The organism is Mycobacterium sp. FW102-FHT13B02, assembly GCF_058790275.1.
On the sequence record NZ_JBYTCM010000012.1, the window covers coordinates 1 to 21,439 of the forward strand.

The 21,439-nt window shown below is 67.0% G+C and carries 21 protein-coding genes and 1 tRNA gene; 11 read left to right on the plus strand and 11 right to left on the minus strand.

The features are described 5' to 3' along the window. Positions 1–179 precede the first annotated feature (179 nt). Positions 180–476 carry a hypothetical protein gene (locus AC3WTE_RS19835; RefSeq protein ID WP_232490984.1) on the plus strand — a complete coding sequence of 99 codons (297 nt, stop codon included), beginning with the start codon at positions 180–182 and terminating at the stop codon, positions 474–476. Positions 477–497: 21 nt separating this feature from the next. Here AC3WTE_RS19835 and AC3WTE_RS19840 read toward each other — a convergent pair whose 3' ends face one another. The 5 genes from AC3WTE_RS19840 to cobC form a co-directional block, all read right to left on the minus strand. Further along, complete coding sequence (locus AC3WTE_RS19840) at positions 498–3,524, minus strand: Tn3 family transposase (RefSeq protein WP_135422487.1); 3,027 nt, start codon at positions 3,522–3,524, stop codon at positions 498–500. Between the two features lie 503 nt (positions 3,525–4,027). After that, on the minus strand, positions 4,028–5,131 hold the full coding sequence (locus AC3WTE_RS19845; protein ID WP_492440211.1) for a bifunctional RNase H/acid phosphatase: 1,104 nt from the start codon (positions 5,129–5,131) through the stop codon (positions 4,028–4,030). Positions 5,132–5,142: 11 nt separating this feature from the next. Beyond that, positions 5,143–5,895: a zinc ribbon domain-containing protein gene (locus AC3WTE_RS19850; protein WP_492440213.1), complete on the minus strand. Its 753-nt coding sequence runs from the start codon at positions 5,893–5,895 to the stop codon at positions 5,143–5,145. A gap of 11 nt (positions 5,896–5,906) precedes the next feature. Next, complete coding sequence (locus tag AC3WTE_RS19855) at positions 5,907–7,031, minus strand: Nif3-like dinuclear metal center hexameric protein (RefSeq protein ID WP_492440214.1); 1,125 nt, start codon at positions 7,029–7,031, stop codon at positions 5,907–5,909. Next, positions 7,028–7,993 (minus strand): Rv2231c family histidinol phosphate aminotransferase CobC, encoded by a 966-nt coding sequence (gene cobC / locus AC3WTE_RS19860; protein ID WP_492440467.1) that lies wholly within the window; start codon positions 7,991–7,993, stop codon positions 7,028–7,030. Before cobC ends, AC3WTE_RS19855 begins: the two co-directional genes overlap by 4 nt. 116 nt (positions 7,994–8,109) lie before the next feature. On the opposite strand from cobC, the gene AC3WTE_RS19865 reads away from it, so the two are divergent. The 4 genes from AC3WTE_RS19865 to AC3WTE_RS19880 all read left to right on the plus strand — a co-directional run bounded on the left by AC3WTE_RS19865 (position 8,110) and on the right by AC3WTE_RS19880 (position 11,419). Next, positions 8,110–8,760, plus strand: coding sequence for an HAD-IA family hydrolase (locus AC3WTE_RS19865; RefSeq protein ID WP_492440216.1), 651 nt, complete (start codon positions 8,110–8,112; stop codon positions 8,758–8,760). Then, positions 8,753–9,241 (plus strand): low molecular weight protein-tyrosine-phosphatase, encoded by a 489-nt coding sequence (locus tag AC3WTE_RS19870; protein ID WP_492440217.1) that lies wholly within the window; start codon positions 8,753–8,755, stop codon positions 9,239–9,241. Before AC3WTE_RS19865 ends, AC3WTE_RS19870 begins: the two co-directional genes overlap by 8 nt. Then, positions 9,241–10,086, plus strand: coding sequence for an SURF1 family cytochrome oxidase biogenesis protein (locus AC3WTE_RS19875; protein WP_492440218.1), 846 nt, complete (start codon positions 9,241–9,243; stop codon positions 10,084–10,086). The genes AC3WTE_RS19870 and AC3WTE_RS19875 overlap by 1 nt, the downstream gene beginning before the upstream one ends. A 295-nt stretch (positions 10,087–10,381) precedes the next feature. After that, positions 10,382–11,419, plus strand: a complete 1,038-nt coding sequence (locus AC3WTE_RS19880; RefSeq protein ID WP_492440220.1) for an ABC transporter ATP-binding protein — start codon at positions 10,382–10,384, stop codon at positions 11,417–11,419. Here the strand turns inward: AC3WTE_RS19880 and AC3WTE_RS19885 are convergent, their stop codons facing one another. Continuing rightward, the gene (locus AC3WTE_RS19885) at positions 11,420–12,364 is read right to left on the minus strand and encodes a cobalamin biosynthesis protein (protein WP_492440222.1); all 945 of its coding nucleotides are present in this window, start codon (positions 12,362–12,364) and stop codon (positions 11,420–11,422) included. Positions 12,365–12,401: 37 nt separating this feature from the next. Between AC3WTE_RS19885 and AC3WTE_RS19890 the strand changes: the two genes are divergently transcribed. Next, positions 12,402–13,229: an oxygenase MpaB family protein gene (locus AC3WTE_RS19890; RefSeq protein WP_492440224.1), complete on the plus strand. Its 828-nt coding sequence runs from the start codon at positions 12,402–12,404 to the stop codon at positions 13,227–13,229. 28 nt (positions 13,230–13,257) lie between these two features. After that, on the plus strand, positions 13,258–13,653 hold the full coding sequence (locus AC3WTE_RS19895; RefSeq protein ID WP_459369258.1) for a VOC family protein: 396 nt from the start codon (positions 13,258–13,260) through the stop codon (positions 13,651–13,653). 2 nt (positions 13,654–13,655) lie between these two features. Here AC3WTE_RS19895 and AC3WTE_RS19900 read toward each other — a convergent pair whose 3' ends face one another. Next, positions 13,656–14,384, minus strand: a complete 729-nt coding sequence (locus AC3WTE_RS19900; protein WP_492440226.1) for a DUF5666 domain-containing protein — start codon at positions 14,382–14,384, stop codon at positions 13,656–13,658. 234 nt (positions 14,385–14,618) lie between these two features. Between AC3WTE_RS19900 and AC3WTE_RS19905 the strand changes: the two genes are divergently transcribed. From AC3WTE_RS19905 to AC3WTE_RS19915, 3 genes are read left to right on the plus strand one after another with little or no spacing between them, the layout of a single operon-like run. Next, positions 14,619–15,458 carry an SH3-like domain-containing protein gene (locus AC3WTE_RS19905; protein WP_492440227.1) on the plus strand — a complete coding sequence of 280 codons (840 nt, stop codon included), beginning with the start codon at positions 14,619–14,621 and terminating at the stop codon, positions 15,456–15,458. A 30-nt stretch (positions 15,459–15,488) separates the two neighbouring features. Then, positions 15,489–16,208, plus strand: a complete 720-nt coding sequence (scnC, locus tag AC3WTE_RS19910; RefSeq protein WP_492440229.1) for a thiocyanate hydrolase subunit gamma — start codon at positions 15,489–15,491, stop codon at positions 16,206–16,208. Then, entirely contained in the window at positions 16,205–16,543 is a 339-nt protein-coding gene (locus tag AC3WTE_RS19915) for a thiocyanate hydrolase (protein WP_492440230.1), read from the plus strand. Before scnC ends, AC3WTE_RS19915 begins: the two co-directional genes overlap by 4 nt. Positions 16,544–16,611: 68 nt before the next feature. Here the strand turns inward: AC3WTE_RS19915 and AC3WTE_RS19920 are convergent. The 4 genes from AC3WTE_RS19920 to AC3WTE_RS19935 form a co-directional block, all read right to left on the minus strand. Continuing rightward, positions 16,612–16,683: transfer RNA gene (locus tag AC3WTE_RS19920), tRNA-Val, on the minus strand. Positions 16,684–16,724: 41 nt separating this feature from the next. Beyond that, positions 16,725–17,180 carry a peroxiredoxin gene (locus AC3WTE_RS19925; RefSeq protein WP_492440232.1) on the minus strand — a complete coding sequence of 152 codons (456 nt, stop codon included), beginning with the start codon at positions 17,178–17,180 and terminating at the stop codon, positions 16,725–16,727. Between the two features lie 157 nt (positions 17,181–17,337). After that, the gene (locus AC3WTE_RS19930) at positions 17,338–17,760 is read right to left on the minus strand and encodes a DUF3052 domain-containing protein (RefSeq protein ID WP_492440234.1); all 423 of its coding nucleotides are present in this window, start codon (positions 17,758–17,760) and stop codon (positions 17,338–17,340) included. Between the two features lie 118 nt (positions 17,761–17,878). Further along, entirely contained in the window at positions 17,879–18,460 is a 582-nt protein-coding gene (locus tag AC3WTE_RS19935; protein ID WP_492440236.1) for an Rv2240c family protein, read from the minus strand. Between the two features lie 110 nt (positions 18,461–18,570). Here AC3WTE_RS19935 and aceE point away from each other — a divergent pair, with 110 nt between their 5' ends. Next, a complete protein-coding gene (aceE, locus tag AC3WTE_RS19940; protein WP_492440238.1) occupies positions 18,571–21,366 on the plus strand; it encodes a pyruvate dehydrogenase (acetyl-transferring), homodimeric type in 2,796 nt (931 codons plus the stop codon). The last annotated feature ends 73 nt before the right edge of the window (positions 21,367–21,439 follow it).

Below are 21,439 nucleotides of genomic sequence, written 5' to 3' on the forward strand. Positions count from 1 at the left end.
CATCGAACTTCCTTGGTGCACCCATATCTGCATTCTCCTGGTGAGATCACAGTCTCCACCAGCCCCAGGGTGGTTCACTCGTCGCGTGGCAGAGCGCTACCGCGCGCCTGTTGCCGCGGATGCTGGCCGACCGCACGAGCGGTCCACTGTTCCTCACCGCCCGAAAAGCCCGATCGTCCGTGGCTGCACGCGATGTCGACTCGTCGACGGGGCGGGCACGGCTGTCTTATCGGCGCGCGGCCGAGATGTTCGAAGGCCACACCGTCCACTACGACGACGGCCCGTACACGCTGCACCAACTACGGCATTCACGGCTGACGCATGCGGCCGAGGATGGCGCGTCGATGCCGGTGTTGATGACGCTGTCGGGTCAGATGTCGGTGCGAGGCCTTGTCGAGTACGCAAGAATCTCCGACGATGGGCTACGGCGCTTTCAGGCCGAGAGCGATCCGGCGGCGCGTCGGCCAGGGCGGTGATCGGCGCAGTGAGTCGCACCGTCAATCGCTCTCGTGGGCATCGGGATCGCGCAGCGGCCGGTGTGTTCCACCGAGGTCTGGTAAGTGGAAGGCGTAGTGGCCGTCGATACCGATGTGGGTGCGGATAAACGCCGATAGTCGCTGCGCGTCGGCGTCGAGCACCGGATAGCCCTGCGCGCGTAGCTGTTCCAGAGCGCGGTTGGTGTATAACGTATTCCACAGAACTGTGCAGTTGAGCACCAACCCCAGTGCGGAGAGTTGATCTTCCATGCCTTCGTAGTAGGTACGGGTCATCTCCCCCTTCTTTCCGTGGTAGATCCGGCGCGCCAGGTCGTGACGCCCTTCTCCGAGATTGGCCTGAATCTTGCCTTCCCTGCGGTACGGTTCGTCGTCGGCCAGGCGCAGGATGTGCAGGGTTTTGAAGATCCGCCCATAATGGGCGATCGCTTGACCCAAGGGGGTAGGTTTCCCGTCCCGGGAGATCATCCGGGTGACGTCGTGAGCGGAGACCTCACACTCGTTGATCGACACTGCAACTCGGCACATGTCCTCCCAGTGCGCGGCGATCTTGTCGGTGTCGATGTGACCCCGAGCGGCCTGGTTGAGTGGCCCGTAGTCCGCGGACCGGTCGAACCGCCATAACCGCTGATCGGGCAGATTCGCTAACTGCGGCCGGTATCTCTTGCCGATCAGGTGCATCAGACCGAACACGATGTCGCTGTAGGAGCCGGTGTCGGTGACGATCTCGTCGGGAGCTTTTCCGCCCTGCTGAAGCTGCACCACATCGATGAAGTTCAGGGAGTCGCGGGGCGTCCCGGACACGACCTTGGCCGCCAGCCCGGCGGACTGGTCGTTGAGCATGTTCAACCAGGTGATCCCGCGCTTACGGCCGAAGTACTTCGGGTTCGGTCTCGCGTGGATGGTGCGGACCGGAACCACGAACCGCATACCGTCCACCGAGGCGAGTAGCCCACCACCCCACAGCTGCGCCAATTCGATCTCGGACTGGGCCTCTACCAGCTCGACGTTGGCCGCAGTCAACGTCTCCACGCGAACGTAGTTCTGGTCGACATGGTGCAGACGGTCACGGGTCAGCGCGTGAACACCAGGGCTGGTCACCGGTGTGAAACCCACGTTCATCGCGTGCGCGCACAGTACGGCCGCGACCGACAATCCGAGATCGGCGACGCGGGCACCGTTGCCGGAGGCGTGGGTGAACGACTCGGTGAACCGGGGCACCCAGGACATGACTTCCAAGACCAGCTCGGGCAGGTCGACCTCGGGCAACATTGTCTGGACCCGGCGACGTAGATCGACCAGCGACGGCGGGTCCGGTTCTGCTTTCAGCGAGGCGAGGTGGAGACGCCCGTCCTCGCCGACGCTCGCCGGACCGTCACTGTCCAACCTCGCGGCGACCTCACGGTAGGCAGTGTCCATCGTGGCGGCATGCTCGGCGAGCAGCGGTGCCGGATCGCCCGGTAGGTTCAACGCGTTCATCCCGGCCTCGCGGGAGCGATCCCATGCTTGCCCGACCAGCAGCTGGGCTCGAGGGTCACGCCATCGCGTCGAGTGCGGGGCAAAGATGTTGCGATACTTGAGATGTCGATGGAACTGCTCCAGTAGGCACAAGGTGTAGGCGGCGCGGTCGACCGTCTCCGGTGGCCGAGGATCGCGATAGACCAGCCTCTTCCAGCCGCCACCGATGAGATCATGGTCGATCTGGCGGGCATCGAGCCAGCTCGCGGGTAGTTTCGACTTCGTCGACATCAGCTCACCGAGGGTCTTCATCGCTGCCAGTACCGCCGCACCGTCCGCGGTCGCTCCGAACGTCACGGTGTTCATCAGCCGGGGCAGGAACACCCGGACCGTGGCCAAGCGTCCCGCCAACTCTTCCAGGCGCTGCCCATCGAGTTCCGCGTCATCGACCGGCACCAACTCGTCGATCACCGCTACCGACGCGCGCAGCTCACTTTTGGTCGCGATGTTCTCGATCAGATCCCACAGCATGTTGACGCTGAGGTTCGGCTCGACCTCACTCATCTCCAACAGCATCTTGACCGCTGCCGAGAGCTTGCCTGCATGACGTGAGACGCGTGGGTATCGGCGCAGCTTCTCATCGCGTGACTCACGTTCGGCCTTCGACATCAGGTTCGTGACCATCAAAAGATCGAACAACTCGAGCACGTCATCAGTTGCCCTGTTCGACAGCACTTTCACCGTGGCGACCAGCACCGCCAGGCGATTGCGGCGGGGCTCGATGCGCCGCAATGTAGGGGCCTTACTCGATAGCCCGTAGGTGGCCAGTGCGATCACTCGACGCTGCGGAACCATCGACACATCCAGTGATTGCCCGCCCAGCCCGATGAGGTCGGTCAACCGTTCCAGGGCGTCGAGCATACCCTTCGAGCTGGTCCGGAACACGCCCCGGCGAAGCCGCTCCAGTTCGCTGACACGACGTTTGCCCTCGGGTACATCGAGCAACGCCAGTAGCGCCGAAGCAGAACCAGCAGTGAGTTGATCGGTCAGCTGACTCCACAACCGCTGATCAGCGGCCTGTCGCCCGTCGGTCACCACACGTACCAGAGTGCGGGGACCGGGAAGCAGCGCCTGATGTTCACGTAACCAGTCGACCGCACTGGCGAATATCGCTTTCGGCCCATCGCCGGTGACCCACGCCTGATCGGCGACCCACGCCGCCAACTCCGCCTCGACCTCAGCATAGGAACTCAAGCCGTACTCGCGCTGGATCTCCCAAGCGTGTTCGAGTTTGGTTTTCTTCCGCTCGGTGTACTGCTTCACACACGAGGAGTCCTCGATACCCAACTGCTCGGCGAGATAGTCGACCAGCTCCAGGGGCGCATCGAGCGGATCAGCCAAAAACATTCCGAGTTGGCGGACTGTCACGATCTGAAGGGCGAACCCCAACCGGTTGTAGTCACGACGCCGACCAGCGATCAGCTTCCGGTCCTCGTCATCGAGGTAGAAAAACCGTTCCAGCTCAACACGGGACAACGCCCCGAACCGGCCGTAGCCGCCCTCATCGGTCATGCCGACATGAAATCACCTGTAGGTCCACGCCGCCGACGTCACCGCTCGATGTTCATCGCTTAGCGCCGGATTGGGCGGGTTTTGCTCCTCGACCCCCGAGGCGGCGCCGCAGGCAATCCAACTGCCGGTCGAGCTGGCGGCACACCCCCGAGCCACGATGATTGCGGCCTGACGAGTGCAAATGATCAGCGTCTGCGGCAACCTCAGCGCGCCCGGCGATGACCGTGACCATCCACTCCCCTGCCTCGAGGTCGAATCGTGACCGATGTCAACACGTTCCATGGCGTGCATGGCCAACGGGTCGGTGGCGCCGGCAGCTCTGCCCAGCTGCGATCCATGCGCGTTCAACAACCGTTCGGAATGTTGCTCCGCAGATTCTGCGCGGGCGACAGCTCCCGAACTATGTCCGCAACCGACGAAAAAACGAGAACTGCCCGCCCGGCTCTGTCCTGACACAACAAACCTGTGCATGAGCAAACCGCCGGCCGGGCTTTGGCGACCGCCTACAGATAGGCGGTCTGATTCACCAACCGCACTGCGGAACCACCGTCACCGAAAAACTCGGCGATGCTCAACGACGCCAGGTCCAAGTGCAGCCGGTACAGGATGCCCGGGCCGGCATCGAGCGCCTGCCGCAGGATTGTCTTGATCGGTGTGACATGCGAGACCACGAGTACCGTCGCGGCGCCGTGCTCGGTGATGATCCGGTTGCGGGCCCGCCGAATCCGCTGAGTCACCGCGTCGAAGCTCTCGCCGCCGGGCGGCGCCACGCTGGTGTCACCCAACCAGCGGCCGTGCAACTCCGGATCCCGTTTCGCCGCTTCGCCGAACGTCAGGCCTTCCCAGGCACCGAAGTCGGTCTCGATCAGGTCATCGTCCACGGTGACGTCGAGGCCGAGGACATCCGCGGCCGCCTTTGCGGTGTCCAGCGCCCGCTGCAGCGGAGAGCTGACCACCGCCGAGACTCCTTCGATACCAGCGATATACGCGGCAGCCGCCGCGGCCTGCTCACGACCCACCTCGGTCAGCGGTGGATTGCCCCGGCCCGAGTACCGGCGGTGCACCGACAGTTCGGTCTGCCCGTGCCGCAGCAGCAGCAACCGGGTCGGCGCGCCGAGCGCGCCCGTCCAGCCCGGTGGAGACGGCTGTGCCGCAATGACTTTGGGATCAGGCGCCGCCACCGGCACCGAAGCCCGAGCCGACACCACCGCCGCGTCCATGGCCTCGTTGGCCAACCGGTCGGCATGTGCGTTCTGCGCTCGTGGAATCCACGTGTAGCTCACCCGCCCGAACCGCCGGGCCAACGCCACCGCCTCCCGGTTCAACGCGAGCAGGTCCGGATGCTTGACCCGCCAGCGGCCGGACATCTGCTCGACCACCAGCTTCGAATCCATGGACACCGCAACGTCATCGGCACCCAACTCCGCCGCCGCCTCCAGACCCGCGATCAGGCCCCGGTACTCGGCGATGTTGTTGGTCGCCACTCCGATGGACGCACTGCTCTCGGCCAGCACCTCGGACCGGTCAGCCGAAAACACCACGGCGCCATAGCCGGCGGGTCCCGGATTGCCCCGCGATCCGCCGTCGACTTCGACCAGAACTCTCACAGACCGTGCACTCACAGATCACTAGAACCGGCGCGGAAATCCTTGGCCCGCACCAGAATCACCCCACACTCGGGGCAGCGCAGCACGTCGTCGTCCGCCGCAGCGGAAATCCGGGACAGCTCACCACGATCCAGGTCGATGCGGCAGGCTCCGCACCGGCTGCCCTGCAGCAACCCGGCGCCGGCGCCGCCCTGCTTGCGCTGCTTCTCGTACATCTCGGCCAGCTCCGGGGCCACCGAGCCCAGCAGCGCCACGCGGCGGTCGGCCGCCACCTTGCGTGACTCGTCGATCGACACGAGCGCGTTGTCGCGCTCCACCTGCGCCGAGGTGAGATCACCCTGCAGCGCGTCGATCAGCGCCAGCTCCTCGTTCTGCTCGGCCTGCAATTGTTCGCGGCGCTCCATGATCTCCAGCTGCTGCTCCTCGAGCGCGGCCTGCCGGCGCTGCAGCGTCTCCAGCTCGTGTTGCAGCTCGGCCACCTGCTTGGCCCCGACCGAACCGCTGTCCATCAGCTTCTGGTCACGGGTCTCGCGCTGGCGTACCGCGTCGATCTCGGACTCGAACTTGGCCACCTGCGCGTCCAAATCTTCGACGGCGATGCTCAGCGCCGCCAGCCGATCGTTGGCTTCGCGGTGTTCGGCCTGCACGGCGTCGAAGCGCTGCTGCTCGACCAGATGCGTCGACCGGTGCGTCAAACGGGTCAGCGCGGCGTCCACTTCGGCCACCTCGAGCAACAAACGTTGTTGCGACACTTCAGCTTTCATGTTCACGTCTCTCAGCAGGTTATCTCGACGTTCCAGGGGTCGGTGCGGATCTGGCTGACCCGTACCGGCAACGCATCACCGAATTGTGCACGCAAGACCCCGGCGGCCTGCTCGCACCACGGAAATTCACTGGCCCAGTGCGCCACATCGACCAGCGCCACGTCCGATGCGCGGCGGTGCTCGTCGGCCGGATGATGGCGCAGATCGGACGTCACATAGACGTCGACGCCGGCGCGGGTCACCGCCTCCAGCAGCGAGTCGCCCGCGCCGCCACAGACCGCAACCCGCGACACCATCGCATCCGGATCACCCGCGGCCCGCACCCCCCACGAGGTGGCCGGCAAGCCACGCGCGACGCGAGAAGCGAAGGCCGACAACGGTTCCGGCGCCGCCAACGAGCAGATGCGGCCGATCCCGACATCCGACGGCAGCGGCGCCAGGGTGAGGACGTCGAACGCCGGTTCCTCGTACGGGTGCGCCGCGCGCATCGCCGTCAGCACCGCGCGGCGCAGCCGGGACGGCGCGATCACCTCGACCCGGTCTTCGGCGACCTGCTCGATGGCACCGACGATGCCGATGGTCGGCGTGGCGCCCGCGTGCGGCAGGAACTGGCCGACACCCATGGTGGCCCAGCTGCAGTGCGAGTAGTCGCCGATCTGCCCGCCACCGGCGGCGAACATCGCGTCCCGGACTGCGTCGGCGTTCGCATGGGGCACGAAGACAACCCATTTGTCCAGGTCAGCGCGCGCCTCGGCAGGGGCGAGCACCCCCTCGACCTGCAGGCCCAGCGCCTCGGCCAGGGCGTCCGACACTCCGGGTGCGGCCGCATCGGCATTCGTGTGCGCGCTGAACAGCGCTGCGCCGCGGCGGATCAGCGAGTGGATCAGTGCGCCCTTGCCGGTGTCGGCAGCCACGGTGTCGACCCCGCGCAGCAGCAGCGGATGGTGTGCCAGCAGCAGCCCGCCGTCGGGCACCGAGGCCGCCACGGCCGCCGTCGCGTCGACCGCGACGGTCACCGATGCCACGTCCTCGGACGGGTCACCGCACACCAGGCCCACCGAATCCCAGCTGTGCGCGAGCGCCGGCGGGTACGCGCGGTCCAGCGCGGCGATGACGTCACGCAACAGCACACTCACCAGAGCACCTCCTGTAGAGCCTCGACCAGGACCGGCCACTGCGGCCGGACCGCCGCGCGCAGGTGGCCGTCGGGCAGCCCGAAGAACGTGTCGCAACGGCGCACCGCGATCCCCTTCTCCGCCAGGTGCTTCCGGGCGAGCTCGGCGTCGGGCACGGAGAACAGGACGAAGGGTGCGACACCGTCGACCACGGGAAACCCGGCCGCCGACAAACCCGCCGCCATCTCGGCGCGCAGCGCGGCCAGCCGCTGAGCCCCAGCCTCGGCCTCCGCCACCGCGGCCGGCTCGCTGCAGGCCTTCAGGGCCTCGAGTTGCAGGGTGCCCAGTGGCCAGTGCGGGCGTTTGGCGGTCAGGCGCGCCAGAACTTCGGGCGCACCCAGTGCGTAGCCGACCCGCAGCCCGGCCAGCGACCACGTCTTGGTCAGGCTCCGAAGCACCACGACGTCCGGCAACGAGAGGCCGGCCACGGACTCCGGTTCACCGGGGGCCGCGTCGGCGAAAGCCTCGTCGACGACCACGATGCGCCCGGGCGCCCGCAGCGCCAGAATCTCGTCGCGGCGGTGCAGGACGCCGGTCGGATTGGTGGGATTGCCCACAACCACGAGGTCGGCGCCGGACGGCACCGCGGCGCCGCCGGCGAGCCGGTACGGCGCCTCCAGCACCACCTGTGCGACCTGTACCCCCGCGGCGTCGAACACGGCTTCAGGCTCGGTGAACGACGGCGCGATGAGCGCTGCCAGGCGCGGCTGCAGCAGCGGCAGCAGCGCAAACCCCTCGGCGCCGCCCGCGAGCAGCGCCACTTCGCCCAGGTCACGGCCATGTCGAGCTGCCACGGCCACGCGCGCTGCGGCCACATCGGAAGAGGTCGGGTAGCTACCCAGATCAGCCAGCCGGGCCGCGAGCCGGTCGGCCAGCCACGAGGGCGGGCCGGCGCCGCGAACGTTCACCGCGAAGTCGAGCATGCCGGGGGCCACAGCCTGATCGCCGTGATAGCGCGCCCCGGGTTCCACAGGTAGACCCTAATGCGCGGCATGGGCACCCTGTGCATCGCGGACTCCGTATCAGGGACAATGACACTGTGACCCCGCAGTTGGTGCTATTCGACCTCGACGGGACGCTGACCGACTCCGCCGCGGGCATCGTCGCCAGCTTCCGCCATGCGCTCGACGCGATCGGCGCCGCCCAGATGTGTGCACTGCCCGATGACGACTTGGCCAGAAAGATCGTCGGCCCGCCGATGCACGTGACGCTGGGCTCGCTGGGCCTGGGCGAGAAGGCCGACGACGCCATTGCCGCCTACCGCGCCGACTACACCACCCGCGGCTGGTCCATGAACCGCATGTTCGACGGCATCGAAGACCTGCTGGCCGACCTGCGGGCCGCCGGAGTGCGCCTGGCCGTCGCGACGTCGAAGGCCGAGCCGACCGCGCAGCGCATCGTCGAGCACTTCGGCATCGACGACCACTTCGAGGTCGTCGCCGGCGCCAGCATCGACGGCGTGCGCTCAACCAAGGCCGACGTCGTCGCACACGCACTGGCGCAGCTGGCCCCGGTGCCCGAACGGGTGCTGATGGTCGGTGACCGGTCGCACGACGTCCACGGTGCCGCGCATCACGGCATCGACACCGTCGTCGTCGACTGGGGTTACGGCGCCGCCGACTTCACCGAGGACTCGCCGGTCCGGCGCGTCGCCACCGTCGAGGAGCTACGGGAGGTGCTGGGTGTCTGACCTCCTGCACGTGACGTTCATCTGTTCGGGCAACATCTGCCGGTCGCCGATGGCCGAGAAGATGTTCGCCCACCAGATCAGCGAGCGCGGGCTGGCCCACCTGGTCCGGGTGACCAGCGCCGGCACCGGCGGCTGGCATGCGGGTGACCCCGCCGACAGCCGGGCCGAGCGGGTGCTCCGCGCGCACGGCTACCCCACCGCGCACGCCGCCGCGGCCATCGATGCCGACCACCTGGCTGCCGACATGGTCGTCGCCATGGGCCGCAACCACACTCGCATCCTGGGCGACCTGGGCGCCGACCCGGGCCGGGTCCGCATGATGCGCTCGTTCGACCCGCGTTCGGGCGCCCACGCGCTCGACGTCGAAGACCCGTACTACGGCCGCATCGATGACTTCGAAGAGACCTTCGTGGTGATCGAGGCGTCGCTACCGGGTCTGCACGAGTGGGTCGACAAGCAGCTGGCGGAACGGGGCGACTGATGCGCCGCTTCGCGTTTCTCTTCCGGCCGCAGTGGCTGGCGCTGTTCGTCGTGGTCATCGCGTTCGCCTATCTGTGCTTCACCGTGCTCGCGCCGTGGCAGCTGGGCAAGAACACCCGCACCTCGCGGGAGAACAACCAGATCGCCTCGTCGCTGAACACCGAGCCCGCGCCCCTGACTTCGGTGCTGCCGCACCAGGATTCGTCGGCCCCGGACGCGCAGTGGCGACGGCTGACGGCGACGGGCCGCTACCGCCCGGAGGGCGAGGTGCTGGTCCGGCTGCGGACCGACGACGGTGACCCGTCCTACGAGGTGCTGACGCCGTTCGCGGTCGACGGCGGCCCCACGGTGCTCGTCAACCGCGGGTACATCAAGGCCGGCGAAGGGGTGCCACCGTTCGCGGCGCCGCCGCCCGGCACCGTCACGATCATCGGGCGGCTGCGGGACTCCGAACCGCTCATGGCGGGCAAGGAGCCGTTCACTCAGAACGGCATTCGGCAGGTGTACTCCATCAACCTGACCCAGATCTCACAGCTGACCGGGGTCCCGCTGACCGGCGACTACCTGCAGCTCGTCGACGGCCAGCCGGGTGGTCTCGGCGTCATCGCGCTCCCCCACCTGGATGCCGGCCCATTCCTGTCGTACGGCATCCAGTGGATCGCGTTCGGCATCGTCGCACCCATCGGCCTGGGCTACTTCGTGGTCGCCGAGATCCGGCAGCGCCGGCTGGAAAAGGCCCAATCCGGTTCCGGCCCGGAAACATCCGGCGGTCCCGACCCCGAGGAGCCGGCGGCCCCGGTCACTGCCGAGGAAAAACTCGCCGACCGCTACGGTCGCCGGCGCTAGCTTCCCCGAGCCGCGGCGCGTGGACGAAGCCACAAACTGCGAAAGCAGCGCAACGGGGATTTCCTGAGCGTAAGTTCCGAAGTTATCGGCTGGACAATCGCTGGGCGCATTCGTGAGCTCAGTGGTACCGATCGCGGCGTCCGTGAGATCGCGAAGTCGGCGGCACCGGCCATCTTTGCCCGATCGGGCGGAGACGGCTGGAACAGCCAGCCGCAAGTAGGACCTGTCGCGCCACGGCGCTCGAGGTTCCGCTGGTGCACGACATCGCGACGACGCGCTTTGGAAGGCGATCACCATGGGTCTCCAAATCGATGTGTCCGGGCTGAGTATGTCGTTTGGTTCCGCGACCGTGTGGGAAGACGTCACGTTGACCATTCCCGCCGGTGAGGTCAGTGTGCTGCTGGGCCCGTCGGGTACCGGTAAGTCGGTGTTCTTGAAGTCGCTGATCGGTTTGCTGCGCCCTGAGCGCGGCTCGATCGTGATCGACGGCACCAACGTCCTCGAGTGTTCGGACCGGGAGCTCTACGAGATCCGCCGGTTGTTCGGGGTGATGTTCCAGGACGGCGCGCTGTTCGGCTCGATGACCATCTACGACAACACGGCCTTCCCGCTGCGCGAGCACACCAAGAAGTCCGAGTCCGAGATCCGCAAGATCGTGATGGAAAAGCTCGCTATCGTGGGTATGCCCAACGACGGGAACAAGTTCCCGGGCGAGATTTCCGGTGGCATGCGCAAACGTGCCGGCCTGGCCCGCGCGCTGGTGCTGGACCCGCAGATCATCCAGGTCGACGAGCCGGACTCGGGTCTGGACCCGGTGCGTACCGCGTATCTGTCCCAGCTGCTGATCGACATCAACGCCCAGATCGACGCCACGGTGCTGATCGTGACGCACAACATCAATGTGGTGCGTACGGTGCCGGACAACATCGGCATGTTCTACCGCAAGCACCTGGTCATGTTCGGGCCCCGTGAGGTGCTGCTGACCAGTGAGGAGCCGGCGGTCAAGCAGTTCCTTTGCGGTCGTCGTATCGGCCCCATCGGCATGTCGGAGGAGAAGGACAACGCGACCACGGTCGCGGAGCAGGCGGCGGTCGATGCGGGTCATCCCGATGGTGGTGTCGAGGAGATCGAGGGGGTGCCGCCGCAGATCGAGGTGACCCCGGGGATGCCGGTGCGTCGGGCGGTGGCTCGTCGTCAGGCTCGGGTGCGCTCGATCCTGCCCACCCTGCCCCCGGCCGCCCAGGCCGCCATCCGCAGGGAGCTGGACAAGGCTGCTACGTCTCCGGGTGCCGACGCGCCGGGTGACCGCGTAGATCCCTTGGGCCTGATGTAGTCATTCGATTCGCGCACGGAAACTGCGCCCAACTTTGAGTCCTACCGCAATGGCCGCCGCCAGCGTCTGAACCCGGCGGGTCAGCCGCACCGCCCTTTTCAAATCAGTCACAGCCGGTGGTGGACCGTCGCCCAACGTCGGTCGCAGCTCCAAACGGTGCGCGTACTGCGTCGGTCCCCCGAGTTGCACGCCGAGGGCGCCGGCGAACGACGCTTCCGCCACACCGGCATTGGGGCTGGGGTGCTTGTGTGCGTCCCTGCGCCAGGCGCGCCACGCCGCGCCGGGCCGACGGGACGCCACCATCACACACAGACCCGTCACGCGCGCCGGCACATAGTTGATGACGTCGTCGAATCGTGCTGCCGCCCAGCCGAATCGGGTATAGCGCGGGTTGAGGTGCCCGATCATCGCATCCAGGGTGTTCGCGCCTCGATAAACCAGCAGTCCAGGTACTCCCGCGACGGCACCCCACACGATCGGGGCGACCTCCGCGTCAGAGGTGTTCTCCGCCACCGATTCCAGCGCCGCCCGCGCCAGCCCGTCCGCGTCGAGTGCCGAAGGGTCCCGCCCGCACAACGACGGCAGCAGCTCTCGAGCCGCGGCCACGTCGCCGCGCTCCAGCCGCGCTGCCATGTCAGCGCCGGTACGTGCCAACGACGTCCCACCCAGCACCGTGTAGGTCGCCGCGGCGGTGACCAATGTCCTCGCGACCGGCCGGCGTGCGGCGCGCTCCAGACCGACGCCCAAGACCCCCAGCCCCACCAGCAGTGCAGCGGTATGACCGACTCCGGCCAACCGGTTGTCGCTGTACGTACGCCGTTCCAGGGCGGCGGCCGCCGTTCCGAACAGCGCTACCGGATGGCCGCGGCGCGGATCGGCCCAGCACACGTCGGCCAGGTAGCCGAGCGCCAAGCCGACCGCCCGCGGGGCGCTTCTGTCAAACACGCCGGGCAGCGTCTCACAGGGTGTTTACTCTCCCAACATGCGGCTCGGTCCACCTCGGCATCCCAGGCGGGTTGTCGACCTCATCAACCCCGCGGCGGCACTGGCGCCGGCGGCCAACGTGATCATGCAACTGGCCCTGCCGGGAGTGGGCTACGGCGTGCTGGAGAGCCCTGTCGACAGCGGAGACGTCTACAAACACCCGTTCAAACGGGCCCGCACGACAGGCACCTATCTGGCAGCCGCGGTGTACGGCACCGACGACGACCGGGCGCTGATCCGGCGCGAGGTCGACCGGGTGCACGCCCAGGTGCGGTCGACGGCATCCAGCCCGGTCCGGTACAACGCGTTCGACCCGAGGCTGCAGCTGTGGGTGGCCTCGTGCCTCTACCGCTACTACGTCGACCAGCACGAGTTCCTCTACGGACCACTGCGCCCCGACGCTGCCGACGCCATCTATCAGGACGCCCGCACTCTGGGCACCACGCTGCAAGTCCGCGAAGACATGTGGCCGGCTGATCGCGTCGCGTTCGACGAATACTGGAAATGCATGCTCGACGAGCTGCAGATCGACGAACCCGTCCGCGAACACCTGCACGGTGTGGCGTCACTGGCGTTCCTGCCCACGCCGCTACGGCAGCTGGCCGGTCCCGTCAACCTCTTCGCGACGACGGGCTTCCTGCCCGCCGAGTTCCGCACCCACATGCAGCTGCGGTGGACTCCCGGTCAGCAGCGCTGGTTCGACCGGCTCATGACCGCACTGCGGCTGGCCGACAGGGTGATCCCGCGCGACGTCTGGCTGTTCGGCTACCAGCTGTACCTGTGGGATATGCGGGCCCGCGCACGGCGCGGAAAATCGGTGGTATGAAACAACATTCACAATCAGGAGGCATTTCATGGCGTTCGCGGCCCTGAACCATGTCGCAGTCACCGTCAGCGACATGGCGGTCAGCGGTCCCTGGTATCGCGCCCTGATCGGCGCCGACCCGGTGCTCGACGAGCACACCGACGCGGGCTACCGACATCTGGTGTGGGCGCTGCCCGGCGGCACGCTGTTCGGCATCCACGAGCACGACCGCGCCATCGAGCCCGGCCCGTTCAGCGAATTCCGGGCCGGCCTCGATCACGTCGGCTTCGGCTGCGGCTCACGGGCCGACCTCGTCGAGTGGACCGCCAAGCTCGAAGCGCTGGGCATCACGCACGGCGGCGTGGTCGACGCCCCCTACGGCTCGGGCCTGAGCTTCCGCGACCCCGACGGCATCGCCCTGGAGTTCTTCGCACCGCCTGAGTGATCTCAGTGGTGCTGGCGCTCGCCGCCCGCGCCACCACCACACGCACCGTTCACCGCCGGACGCACCAGAGCAAACGTGGCCTGCAGCGTGCCGCTGCCGTCCTTGGTACCGCGCGCACCCAGACACATGCCGGTGGCGATGGCCTTGGCATCCGCGCTACTGCCCTTGGTGTAGTGGGTATCGGGCGTCACCGTAACGGTGGTCTGGCTGTTGTCGGCGGCAGTGACCACGATGGTGTTGCCATTCACCGACGCGACCGTGCCGTTGATGCCGTGCTCGCGCTGCTCACCCTTCTGACCGGCACCCTTCGTACCGCACTGGGTGTTGCCCGCTTGGTGGACGAGCACGTCCGCGGCGCTGACGGCGGAACCGTTGTTGTCGCTGCCCTTGACCGGGCGGACGGCGACGCACTCGCCGGCCGTGACATCGGTCAGCTGACCGGGGCCGAGTTGGGTGACACGGGTCGTGGACGTGATGGTCACCGTGCCTTGCTGGCCGTCTTTCCCGGTCACCGAGACCGTGCCACCCGATACCGAATTCACCAGGCCGGAGACGCGGTCCTTACCGCCGGGACCTCCGGGAGCGGGGCTGGCGGATGCCGGCGACGAACTGGCGGCGGCCGAGGAGGTGGCCGATGGGGTACTCGATGAGCCGCACGCCGCCAGGGAGAGCGCGGCGAAACCGGTGACGGTGGCAACGGCGTAGCGCCGGGCACGGGATGTAGTGGACATGAGCCCACAGTGACCGGTCCAGCCATGAATCAGCTCAGATCTTGATGTGAAGATGCTAGGCGCGGGCGCCAGCACACTCACGCCAAAGCGGCCCCGAACGACGACGGCAGGTTTAAGGTCGGTCACGTAGTCATGTGAGCGAGGACGCGGGGGTGCGTTTGGTCCTGCGCACGTGTTGACGCCCAATCGGCCCTCGCGTGAGTTCGATGCGTCTGCACAACACGAGGAGCTGTCATGAGCACAGCGGCCGAGCGCGCAGCCCAACTGGGCTTGGTGTCCCGACTGAAATCGTCCTATCCGGAACTCCCGGACGCCCCCTACCCCGACATGCTGGACTCCGCCCGCATCGCGGCCTATCTCAAACCGGTCCACGACGTGGGCGGCGAGCCCGACGCACCCATGGAGTACGTCAACAAGCAGTACGAGCTGTGGGAACACATGACCTATGTGATCTGCGAAGTGCTGGCCTGGCGTGGGATCTGGGTGTCGGAGGAGCGTCGTCGCATCGGCAACGTCGACGTGGGGCGTGCCGAGTATCTGGGCCTGCCCTACTACGGGCGCTGGCTGCTGTCGGTCGCCCGCATCCTCCTCGAGAAGCACCACATCACCCTCGGTGAGCTCATGGAGCGCATGGCCGAGGTCAAGGGCCGGTACGCCGACGGGCTCGACGGCAAGGCCCTCGAGGCCCGGCCCAAATCCGAGGGCGACGGCGCGAACGTCAAGCGCAACAAGCACCACATTGATGCCGTCGGCATCGGCGATCCGCAGATCTACGCCGGCAAGGCTGGTGAGCCGAAGTTCCAGGTCGGCGACAAGGTGGTGGTGCGGGAGCTGCCGGTCATCTTCTACACCCGCACCCCCGAGTACGCCCGCGGCGCAACCGGCACCATCGCCGTCGTCGCCTACGAGAGCCCGGCGGCCGAGGACGAGACCTGGGACCTCCTCGAGGCTCCCCCCGAGTGGTTCTATGTCGTCGAGTTCAACCAGTCGGAGCTGTGGCACGACTACACGGGAACGACGAAGGACACCTTGCGCACCGAAATCCCCGAACGCTGGCTGGAAGCCGCCACCTAGCTCGATTCACTGTTGCCAGAAAGGATTTGCATGTCGGATCACCACCATGATCATGACCACGACCACGCCCGCACGGTGAAGCCCATGGTCGACGAGGTCACCGACTTCGAGGTGCTCGAGATCGCGCTGCGCGAATTGTGCATCGAGAAGGGCATTTTCACCGCCGAGGAGCATCGGCGGTTCACCGAATTCGCCGAACAGATCGGGCCGACGCCCGCCGCCCGCCTGGTCGCCCGCGCCTGGCTGGATCCCGAGTTCAAAGAACTCGCCGTCAACGATTCGCTGGCCGCCAGCAAGGCCGTCGGCGTCGACTGGCTGGAGCCCACCGGCTTCGGCACACCAAGCGATTTCGTCGCGTTCCAGATCCTCGCCGATACGCCGACGGTGCATCACGTCATCGTCTGTGCGTTGTGCTCGTGCTATCCCCGGCCGATTCTGGGGAATTCGCCGGAGTGGTATCGCACGCCCAACTACCGGCGGCGCCTGGTCCGCTGGCCGCGGCAGGTGCTGGCCGAATTCGGGCTCTATCTGCCCGACGACATCGAGGTCCGAGTCGAGGACTCGAACCAGAAGCATCGGTTCATGGTGATGCCGATGCGTCCGGAGGGCACCGACGGCTGGACCGAAGATCAACTCGCAGAGATCATCACGCGCGACTGCCTGATCGGCGTGGCGCTCCCCAAGCCGGGCGTGACGACCAACGTGATCCAGAAGACCCGTCCGGCCGTGCACCCGGGAACGGCCGGATGAGCGAGATCGAGCCGCTGCGGGACATCGTGGCCCGCGACCAGGTGTGGTCGCGCATGGCTGCCAAGTGGGGCGTGGAAAACCCGGTTCCCCCTTGGAAAACCAGCCTCGACGGTCTGTGCGACGCACTCGACCATTCCGCGTGTGACACGGAAGTGCTCAGCTTCAAAGAGCGCCGCGACGAGGAGGACGCGCTCTCGGCAACCGTGTACGCCGGTCTGCCGTACCCGGAAAGCCAACTCGTCTCGCTCGCACACTCGCTCGTCAGCCGCGGGGTCATCGGCGAAGCCGAGCTGCAGGAACGACTCGCGAGCGTGCGGGCCCGGCTGGAGGCCTGACACGCCGATCAGGGCTACCAGCTCAACGCCATCGACGGTCCATTTCCCGCCGTTCGCGAATCAATGAGTGGGCGCGGACGGTATCGAACCGCCGACCGCTGGTGTGTAAAACCAGAGCTCTACCACTGAGCTACGCGCCCCGCCTCGGGCACGCTACACGCCGATGGCGGGTCAGGGAAAATCAGTCCAGGGCATCCAGCGCCGAAACCCAGACCGACTGGTCCCGCGCCTCGCCCGGTGACCTGCACTCGGCGAACCGCACGACGCCGTCCCTGTCCACGAGGAATGTCCCGCGGTCCGGATACCCCGCAGCCTCGTTGAAAACCCCGTAGAGCTGGGACACCGCGCCATGCGGCCAGAAGTCCGACAGGATCGGGAACTCGAAGCCCGATTCCCGGGCCCACACCTTATGGGTGGCCGGCGGACCGACGGAGATGGTCAACGTCTCCACCGACGAATTGCGATACCGGTCCAGATGTTCCTGAATCTCGCCCAGCTCGCCCGCACACACCGGAGTGAACGCCAGCGGGAAGAAGACCAGCAACACGGACTTCCCGCGCAGCGCCGACAGCGTCACCGCCCGGCCGTGCTGGTCTTTCAGGGTGAAGTCGGGTGCCGCGGCACCAACCGGAATCATCGCTGCCCCCGCGAATGCAACGCAGCGGCGGTTTCCAGGCCGATTTTCCGCCGTGCGGTTACGTTCGCGACGGCAGCCAGGCACAAACCAAGGGTCTGTCGCGCGGAGGCTGGCCCTTCGGCCGAACCGCCCAACCGCGCCACTCGAGCGCCGACCACTAGTGCCGGCCCGCGGCCTTCGACTTGGGCTGCACCAGGCGGCTGGCAATCCAGTCCCCGAGGTTGGCCGACGAGGTGACCACCAGCCCGGCTGTGGGCGCCGACTCGGCGATCTCGGCAGGCTGGACGTGGCCACCCTTGCCGGTCTTCGGAGTGATCACCCAGATAACGCCGTCGTCGGCCAGGGGGGTGATCGCGTCCATCAAGCGGTCCACCAGGTCGCCGTCGTCATCGCGCCACCACAGCAGCACGACGTCCACGACTTCGTCGGAATCCTCGTCGAGAAGCTCTCCGCCGCACGCATCTTCGATGTCGAGACGGATGTCGTCGTCGGTGTCCTCGTCCCAGCCCAACTCCTGGACGATCTGATTTTTATGAATGCCCAGTCTCTGGGCGTAGTTCGGCGCGTCCGCCGGGGCCACCGGTGTCCTCCTCTAACCTGCCTGTTTGCAGTCCGTGTGTGTGGAACCCAATAGTCGCATGCGGCGACGATTCATTCGACGCAAGACACATCTTTGATCGACAAGATCGGCACGTGTCTTACGAGCATGCCGTCTCAGTGGCCGACTTGGCCGTATTGAACGAGTCGACCGCCGCATTGAAGTCAGAGGTCGACGCATTGGTGCTGATCGCCGTGGCCAGCGTCTGAGCCGCCGCAGCCCAGCCGGCCAGCGCCGCCTTGAGGGCGGGCGACTGTACGGTGGCCGCGCTCTTTGTCACCGAGTCGGCCGCGCGGTGCAGTGCGTCGATGGCGGCCTGCTGCTTGGCGGCGTCGGTACCGCCGGCGTTCTCGGCGTCGACGTAGGCGTTCACCGCCTCCATCGACGGCTTGCCGGTGTCGACGAACACCTTGCAGGCAGCTTCGGTCGCCGCCGCCGAGGCGCTCGACGAACTCGAACTGGCCGACGCTGCCGCCGACAGCGACACCGACGTGCGGTACGCCGCTGCACCGGGCTGGTCGACCGTGGAATTGCCCTCGACGGACTTACTGCAGCCGACGATCACCATGGCGCAGACCGCCACGCCCCCGAACGCCAAAGCGGCTGCGCGAAGCCGCGAGACACCTGCCGCGCTGGTCATCATCAGCTGACCGTACAGGGTGAATAGGTCAAGCAGGGTCATCCGAACGCGTACTCGCCGGTAGCCCACCCCAACGCCTAATCTGCGCAACGATGGGGGGACGATGGGTAGTGCCAAAAGCATCCCCAAAATCGAATACCAAGGAGTGGCAGTTGACCACTGAGTTCGTGCGCCAAGACCTGGCTCAAAACTCCAGTACCTCAGCCGAACCCGACCGGGTCCGGGTGATCCGTGATGGCGTCGCGTCGTACCTACCCGACATCGACCCAGACGAGACCGCCGAATGGCTGGAATCGTTCGACGACCTGTTGAGTCGGTCGGGGCCCGCGCGGGCCCGCTATCTGATGCTCCGGCTGCTGGAGCGCTCGCGCGAGATGCGCGTGTCCATCCCCGCGCTGACGTCCACCGACTACGTCAACACCATCCCCACCGATCTGGAGCCGTGGTTCCCCGGTGACGAAGAGGTCGAGCGCCGCTTCCGCCGCTGGATCCGCTGGAACGCCGCGATCATGGTGCACCGCGCGCAGCGGCCGGGAGTCGGTGTGGGCGGCCATATTTCGACGTACGCGTCGTCGGCGTCGCTGTACGAGGTCGGCTTCAACCACTTCTTCCGCGGCAAGAACCACGCCGGCGGCGGCGACCAGATCTTCATACAGGGCCACGCCTCCCCCGGCATCTACGCCCGCGCCTTCCTCGAGGGCCGAATCGACGAACACCGCTTGGACGGTTTCCGGCAGGAGCGCTCGCACGCCGGACTGGGCGGCGGCCTGCCGTCGTACCCGCACCCGCGCCTGATGCCTGATTTCTGGGAATTCCCCACGGTGTCAATGGGTTTGGGTCCCATGAACGCCATCTACCAGGCACGCTTCAACCATTATCTGCACGACCGCGGCCTCAAGGACACCAGCGACCAGCATGTGTGGGCGTTCCTCGGCGACGGCGAGATGGACGAGCCCGAGAGCCGCGGCCTGATCCAGGTCGCCGCCAACGAGGCGCTGGACAACCTGACGTTCGTCGTCAACTGCAACCTGCAGCGGCTGGACGGCCCGGTCCGCGGCAACGGCAAGATCATCCAGGAGCTGGAGTCGTTCTTCCGCGGCGCCGGCTGGAACGTCATCAAGGTGGTGTGGGGCCGCGAATGGGACGCCCTGCTGCACGCCGACAAGGACGGCGCGCTGGTCAACCTGATGAACGTCACGCCCGACGGTGACTACCAGACCTACAAGGCCAACGACGGTGCGTACGTGCGCGACCACTTCTTCGGCCGCGACCCGCGCACCAAGGCCCTGGTCGAGTCGATGACCGACCAGGAGATCTGGAACCTCAAGCGCGGCGGCCACGACTACCGCAAGCTGTATGCCGCCTACCGCGCGGCCATGGAGCACAAGGGCCAGCCGACCGTGATCCTGGCCAAGACCATCAAGGGCTACACCCTGGGCAGCCACTTCGAGGGCCGCAACGCCACGCACCAGATGAAGAAGCTGGCGCTCGACGACCTCAAGAAATTCCGCGACGCCACCCGGGTGCCGATCACCGACGCCCAGCTGGAAGAGAACCCATACCTGCCGCCGTATTACCACCCGGGTTCCGAGTCACCGGAAATCCGGTACATGCTCGACCGGCGCCGGTCGCTGGGCGGTTTCCTGCCGGAGCGGCGCACCAAGGCCAAACCGCTGCCGCTGCCGGGCCGCGAGGTCTACAAGTCGCTCAAGAAGGGTTCGGGCAACCAGGCTGTGGCCACCACCATGGCGACGGTGCGTACCTTCAAAGAACTGTTGCGGGACAAGAACATCGGGCCGCGCATCGTACCGATCATCCCCGACGAGGCCCGCACGTTCGGGATGGACTCGTGGTTCCCGAGCCTGAAGATCTACAACCGCAACGGCCAGCTGTACACCGCCGTGGACGCCGATTTGATGTTGGCGTACAAGGAAAGTGAAATCGGCCAGATCCTGCACGAGGGCATCAACGAGGCGGGGTCGACGGCGTCGTTCACCGCGGTGTCGACGTCGTATGCCACGCACGACCTGCCGATGATCCCGATCTACATCTTCTATTCGATGTTCGGGTTCCAGCGCACCGGCGACGGGTTCTGGGCGGCGGCCGACCAGATGGGGCGCGGCTTCGTGCTGGGTGCCACGGCCGGGCGCACGACGCTCACCGGCGAGGGTCTACAACACGCGGACGGCCATTCACTGCTGCTGGCTTCGACCAACCCCGCGGTGGTGGCGTACGACCCGGCGTTCGCCTACGAGATCGCGTACATCATCGAGAACGGCCTCGAGCGTATGTACGGCGAGAACTCGGAGAACGTCTACTTCTACATCACCATCTACAACGAGCCGTACGCCCAGCCGGCCGAGCCCGAGAACTTCGATCCCGAGGGCGTGTTGCGCGGCATGTACCGCTACCGCGCCGCGACGGACAAGCGCTCGAGCACGGCGCAGATCCTGGCCTCGGGTGTCGCGATGCCCGAGGCGCTGCGGGCCGCGGACATGCTGGCCGCGGACTGGGATGTGGCGGCCGACGTGTGGTCGGTCACCAGCTGGGGCGAGCTCAACCGCGACGGTGTGGCCATCGACCGGCACGCGCTGCGGCACCCCGACCAGCAGGCCGGCGTGCCGTACGTGACCGCCAAGCTCGCGAACACCGCAGGCCCGGTCGTCGCGGTGTCGGACTGGATGCGCGCGGTGCCCGAGCAGATCCGTCCCTGGGTGCCGAATACCTACGTGACGCTGGGCACCGACGGGTTCGGCTTCTCCGACACCCGCCCGGCGGCCCGTCGCTACTTCAATACCGACGCCGAGTCGGTGGTGGTGGCGGTGCTGGAGGCCCTGGCTCGGGACGGCGAGATCGACCCATCGGTGGCCGTCGCGGCGGCCAAGCAGTACCGGATCGACGACGTCTCGGCCGCCGAGGTCTCGTACGCGGACACCGGCAGCGCTTAGGCATACATGCGCCGAGATGACGGTTTCTGACGAGAATTGCCCGATACACGTCAGAGACCGTTATCTCGGCGTC

What these genes read in the sequence shown, in the direction of transcription:
- AC3WTE_RS19840 (WP_135422487.1), bottom strand. Translation starts at nt 3,524, where the DNA reads ATGACCGATGAGGGCGGCTACGGCCGGTTCGGGGCGTTGTCCCGTGTT.
- AC3WTE_RS19850 (WP_492440213.1), bottom strand. Translation starts at nt 5,895, where the DNA reads ATGAAAGCTGAAGTGTCGCAACAACGTTTGTTGCTCGAGGTGGCCGAA.
- cobC (WP_492440467.1), bottom strand. Translation starts at nt 7,993, where the DNA reads ATGCTCGACTTCGCGGTGAACGTTCGCGGCGCCGGCCCGCCCTCGTGG.
- AC3WTE_RS19875 (WP_492440218.1), top strand. Translation starts at nt 9,241, where the DNA reads ATGCGCCGCTTCGCGTTTCTCTTCCGGCCGCAGTGGCTGGCGCTGTTC.
- AC3WTE_RS19880 (WP_492440220.1), top strand. Translation starts at nt 10,382, where the DNA reads ATGGGTCTCCAAATCGATGTGTCCGGGCTGAGTATGTCGTTTGGTTCC.
- AC3WTE_RS19890 (WP_492440224.1), top strand. Translation starts at nt 12,402, where the DNA reads ATGCGGCTCGGTCCACCTCGGCATCCCAGGCGGGTTGTCGACCTCATC.
- AC3WTE_RS19895 (WP_459369258.1), top strand. Translation starts at nt 13,258, where the DNA reads ATGGCGTTCGCGGCCCTGAACCATGTCGCAGTCACCGTCAGCGACATG.
- AC3WTE_RS19900 (WP_492440226.1), bottom strand. Translation starts at nt 14,384, where the DNA reads ATGTCCACTACATCCCGTGCCCGGCGCTACGCCGTTGCCACCGTCACC.
- AC3WTE_RS19905 (WP_492440227.1), top strand. Translation starts at nt 14,619, where the DNA reads ATGAGCACAGCGGCCGAGCGCGCAGCCCAACTGGGCTTGGTGTCCCGA.
- scnC (WP_492440229.1), top strand. Translation starts at nt 15,489, where the DNA reads ATGTCGGATCACCACCATGATCATGACCACGACCACGCCCGCACGGTG.
- AC3WTE_RS19915 (WP_492440230.1), top strand. Translation starts at nt 16,205, where the DNA reads ATGAGCGAGATCGAGCCGCTGCGGGACATCGTGGCCCGCGACCAGGTG.
- AC3WTE_RS19925 (WP_492440232.1), bottom strand. Translation starts at nt 17,180, where the DNA reads ATGATTCCGGTTGGTGCCGCGGCACCCGACTTCACCCTGAAAGACCAG.
- AC3WTE_RS19935 (WP_492440236.1), bottom strand. Translation starts at nt 18,460, where the DNA reads ATGACCCTGCTTGACCTATTCACCCTGTACGGTCAGCTGATGATGACC.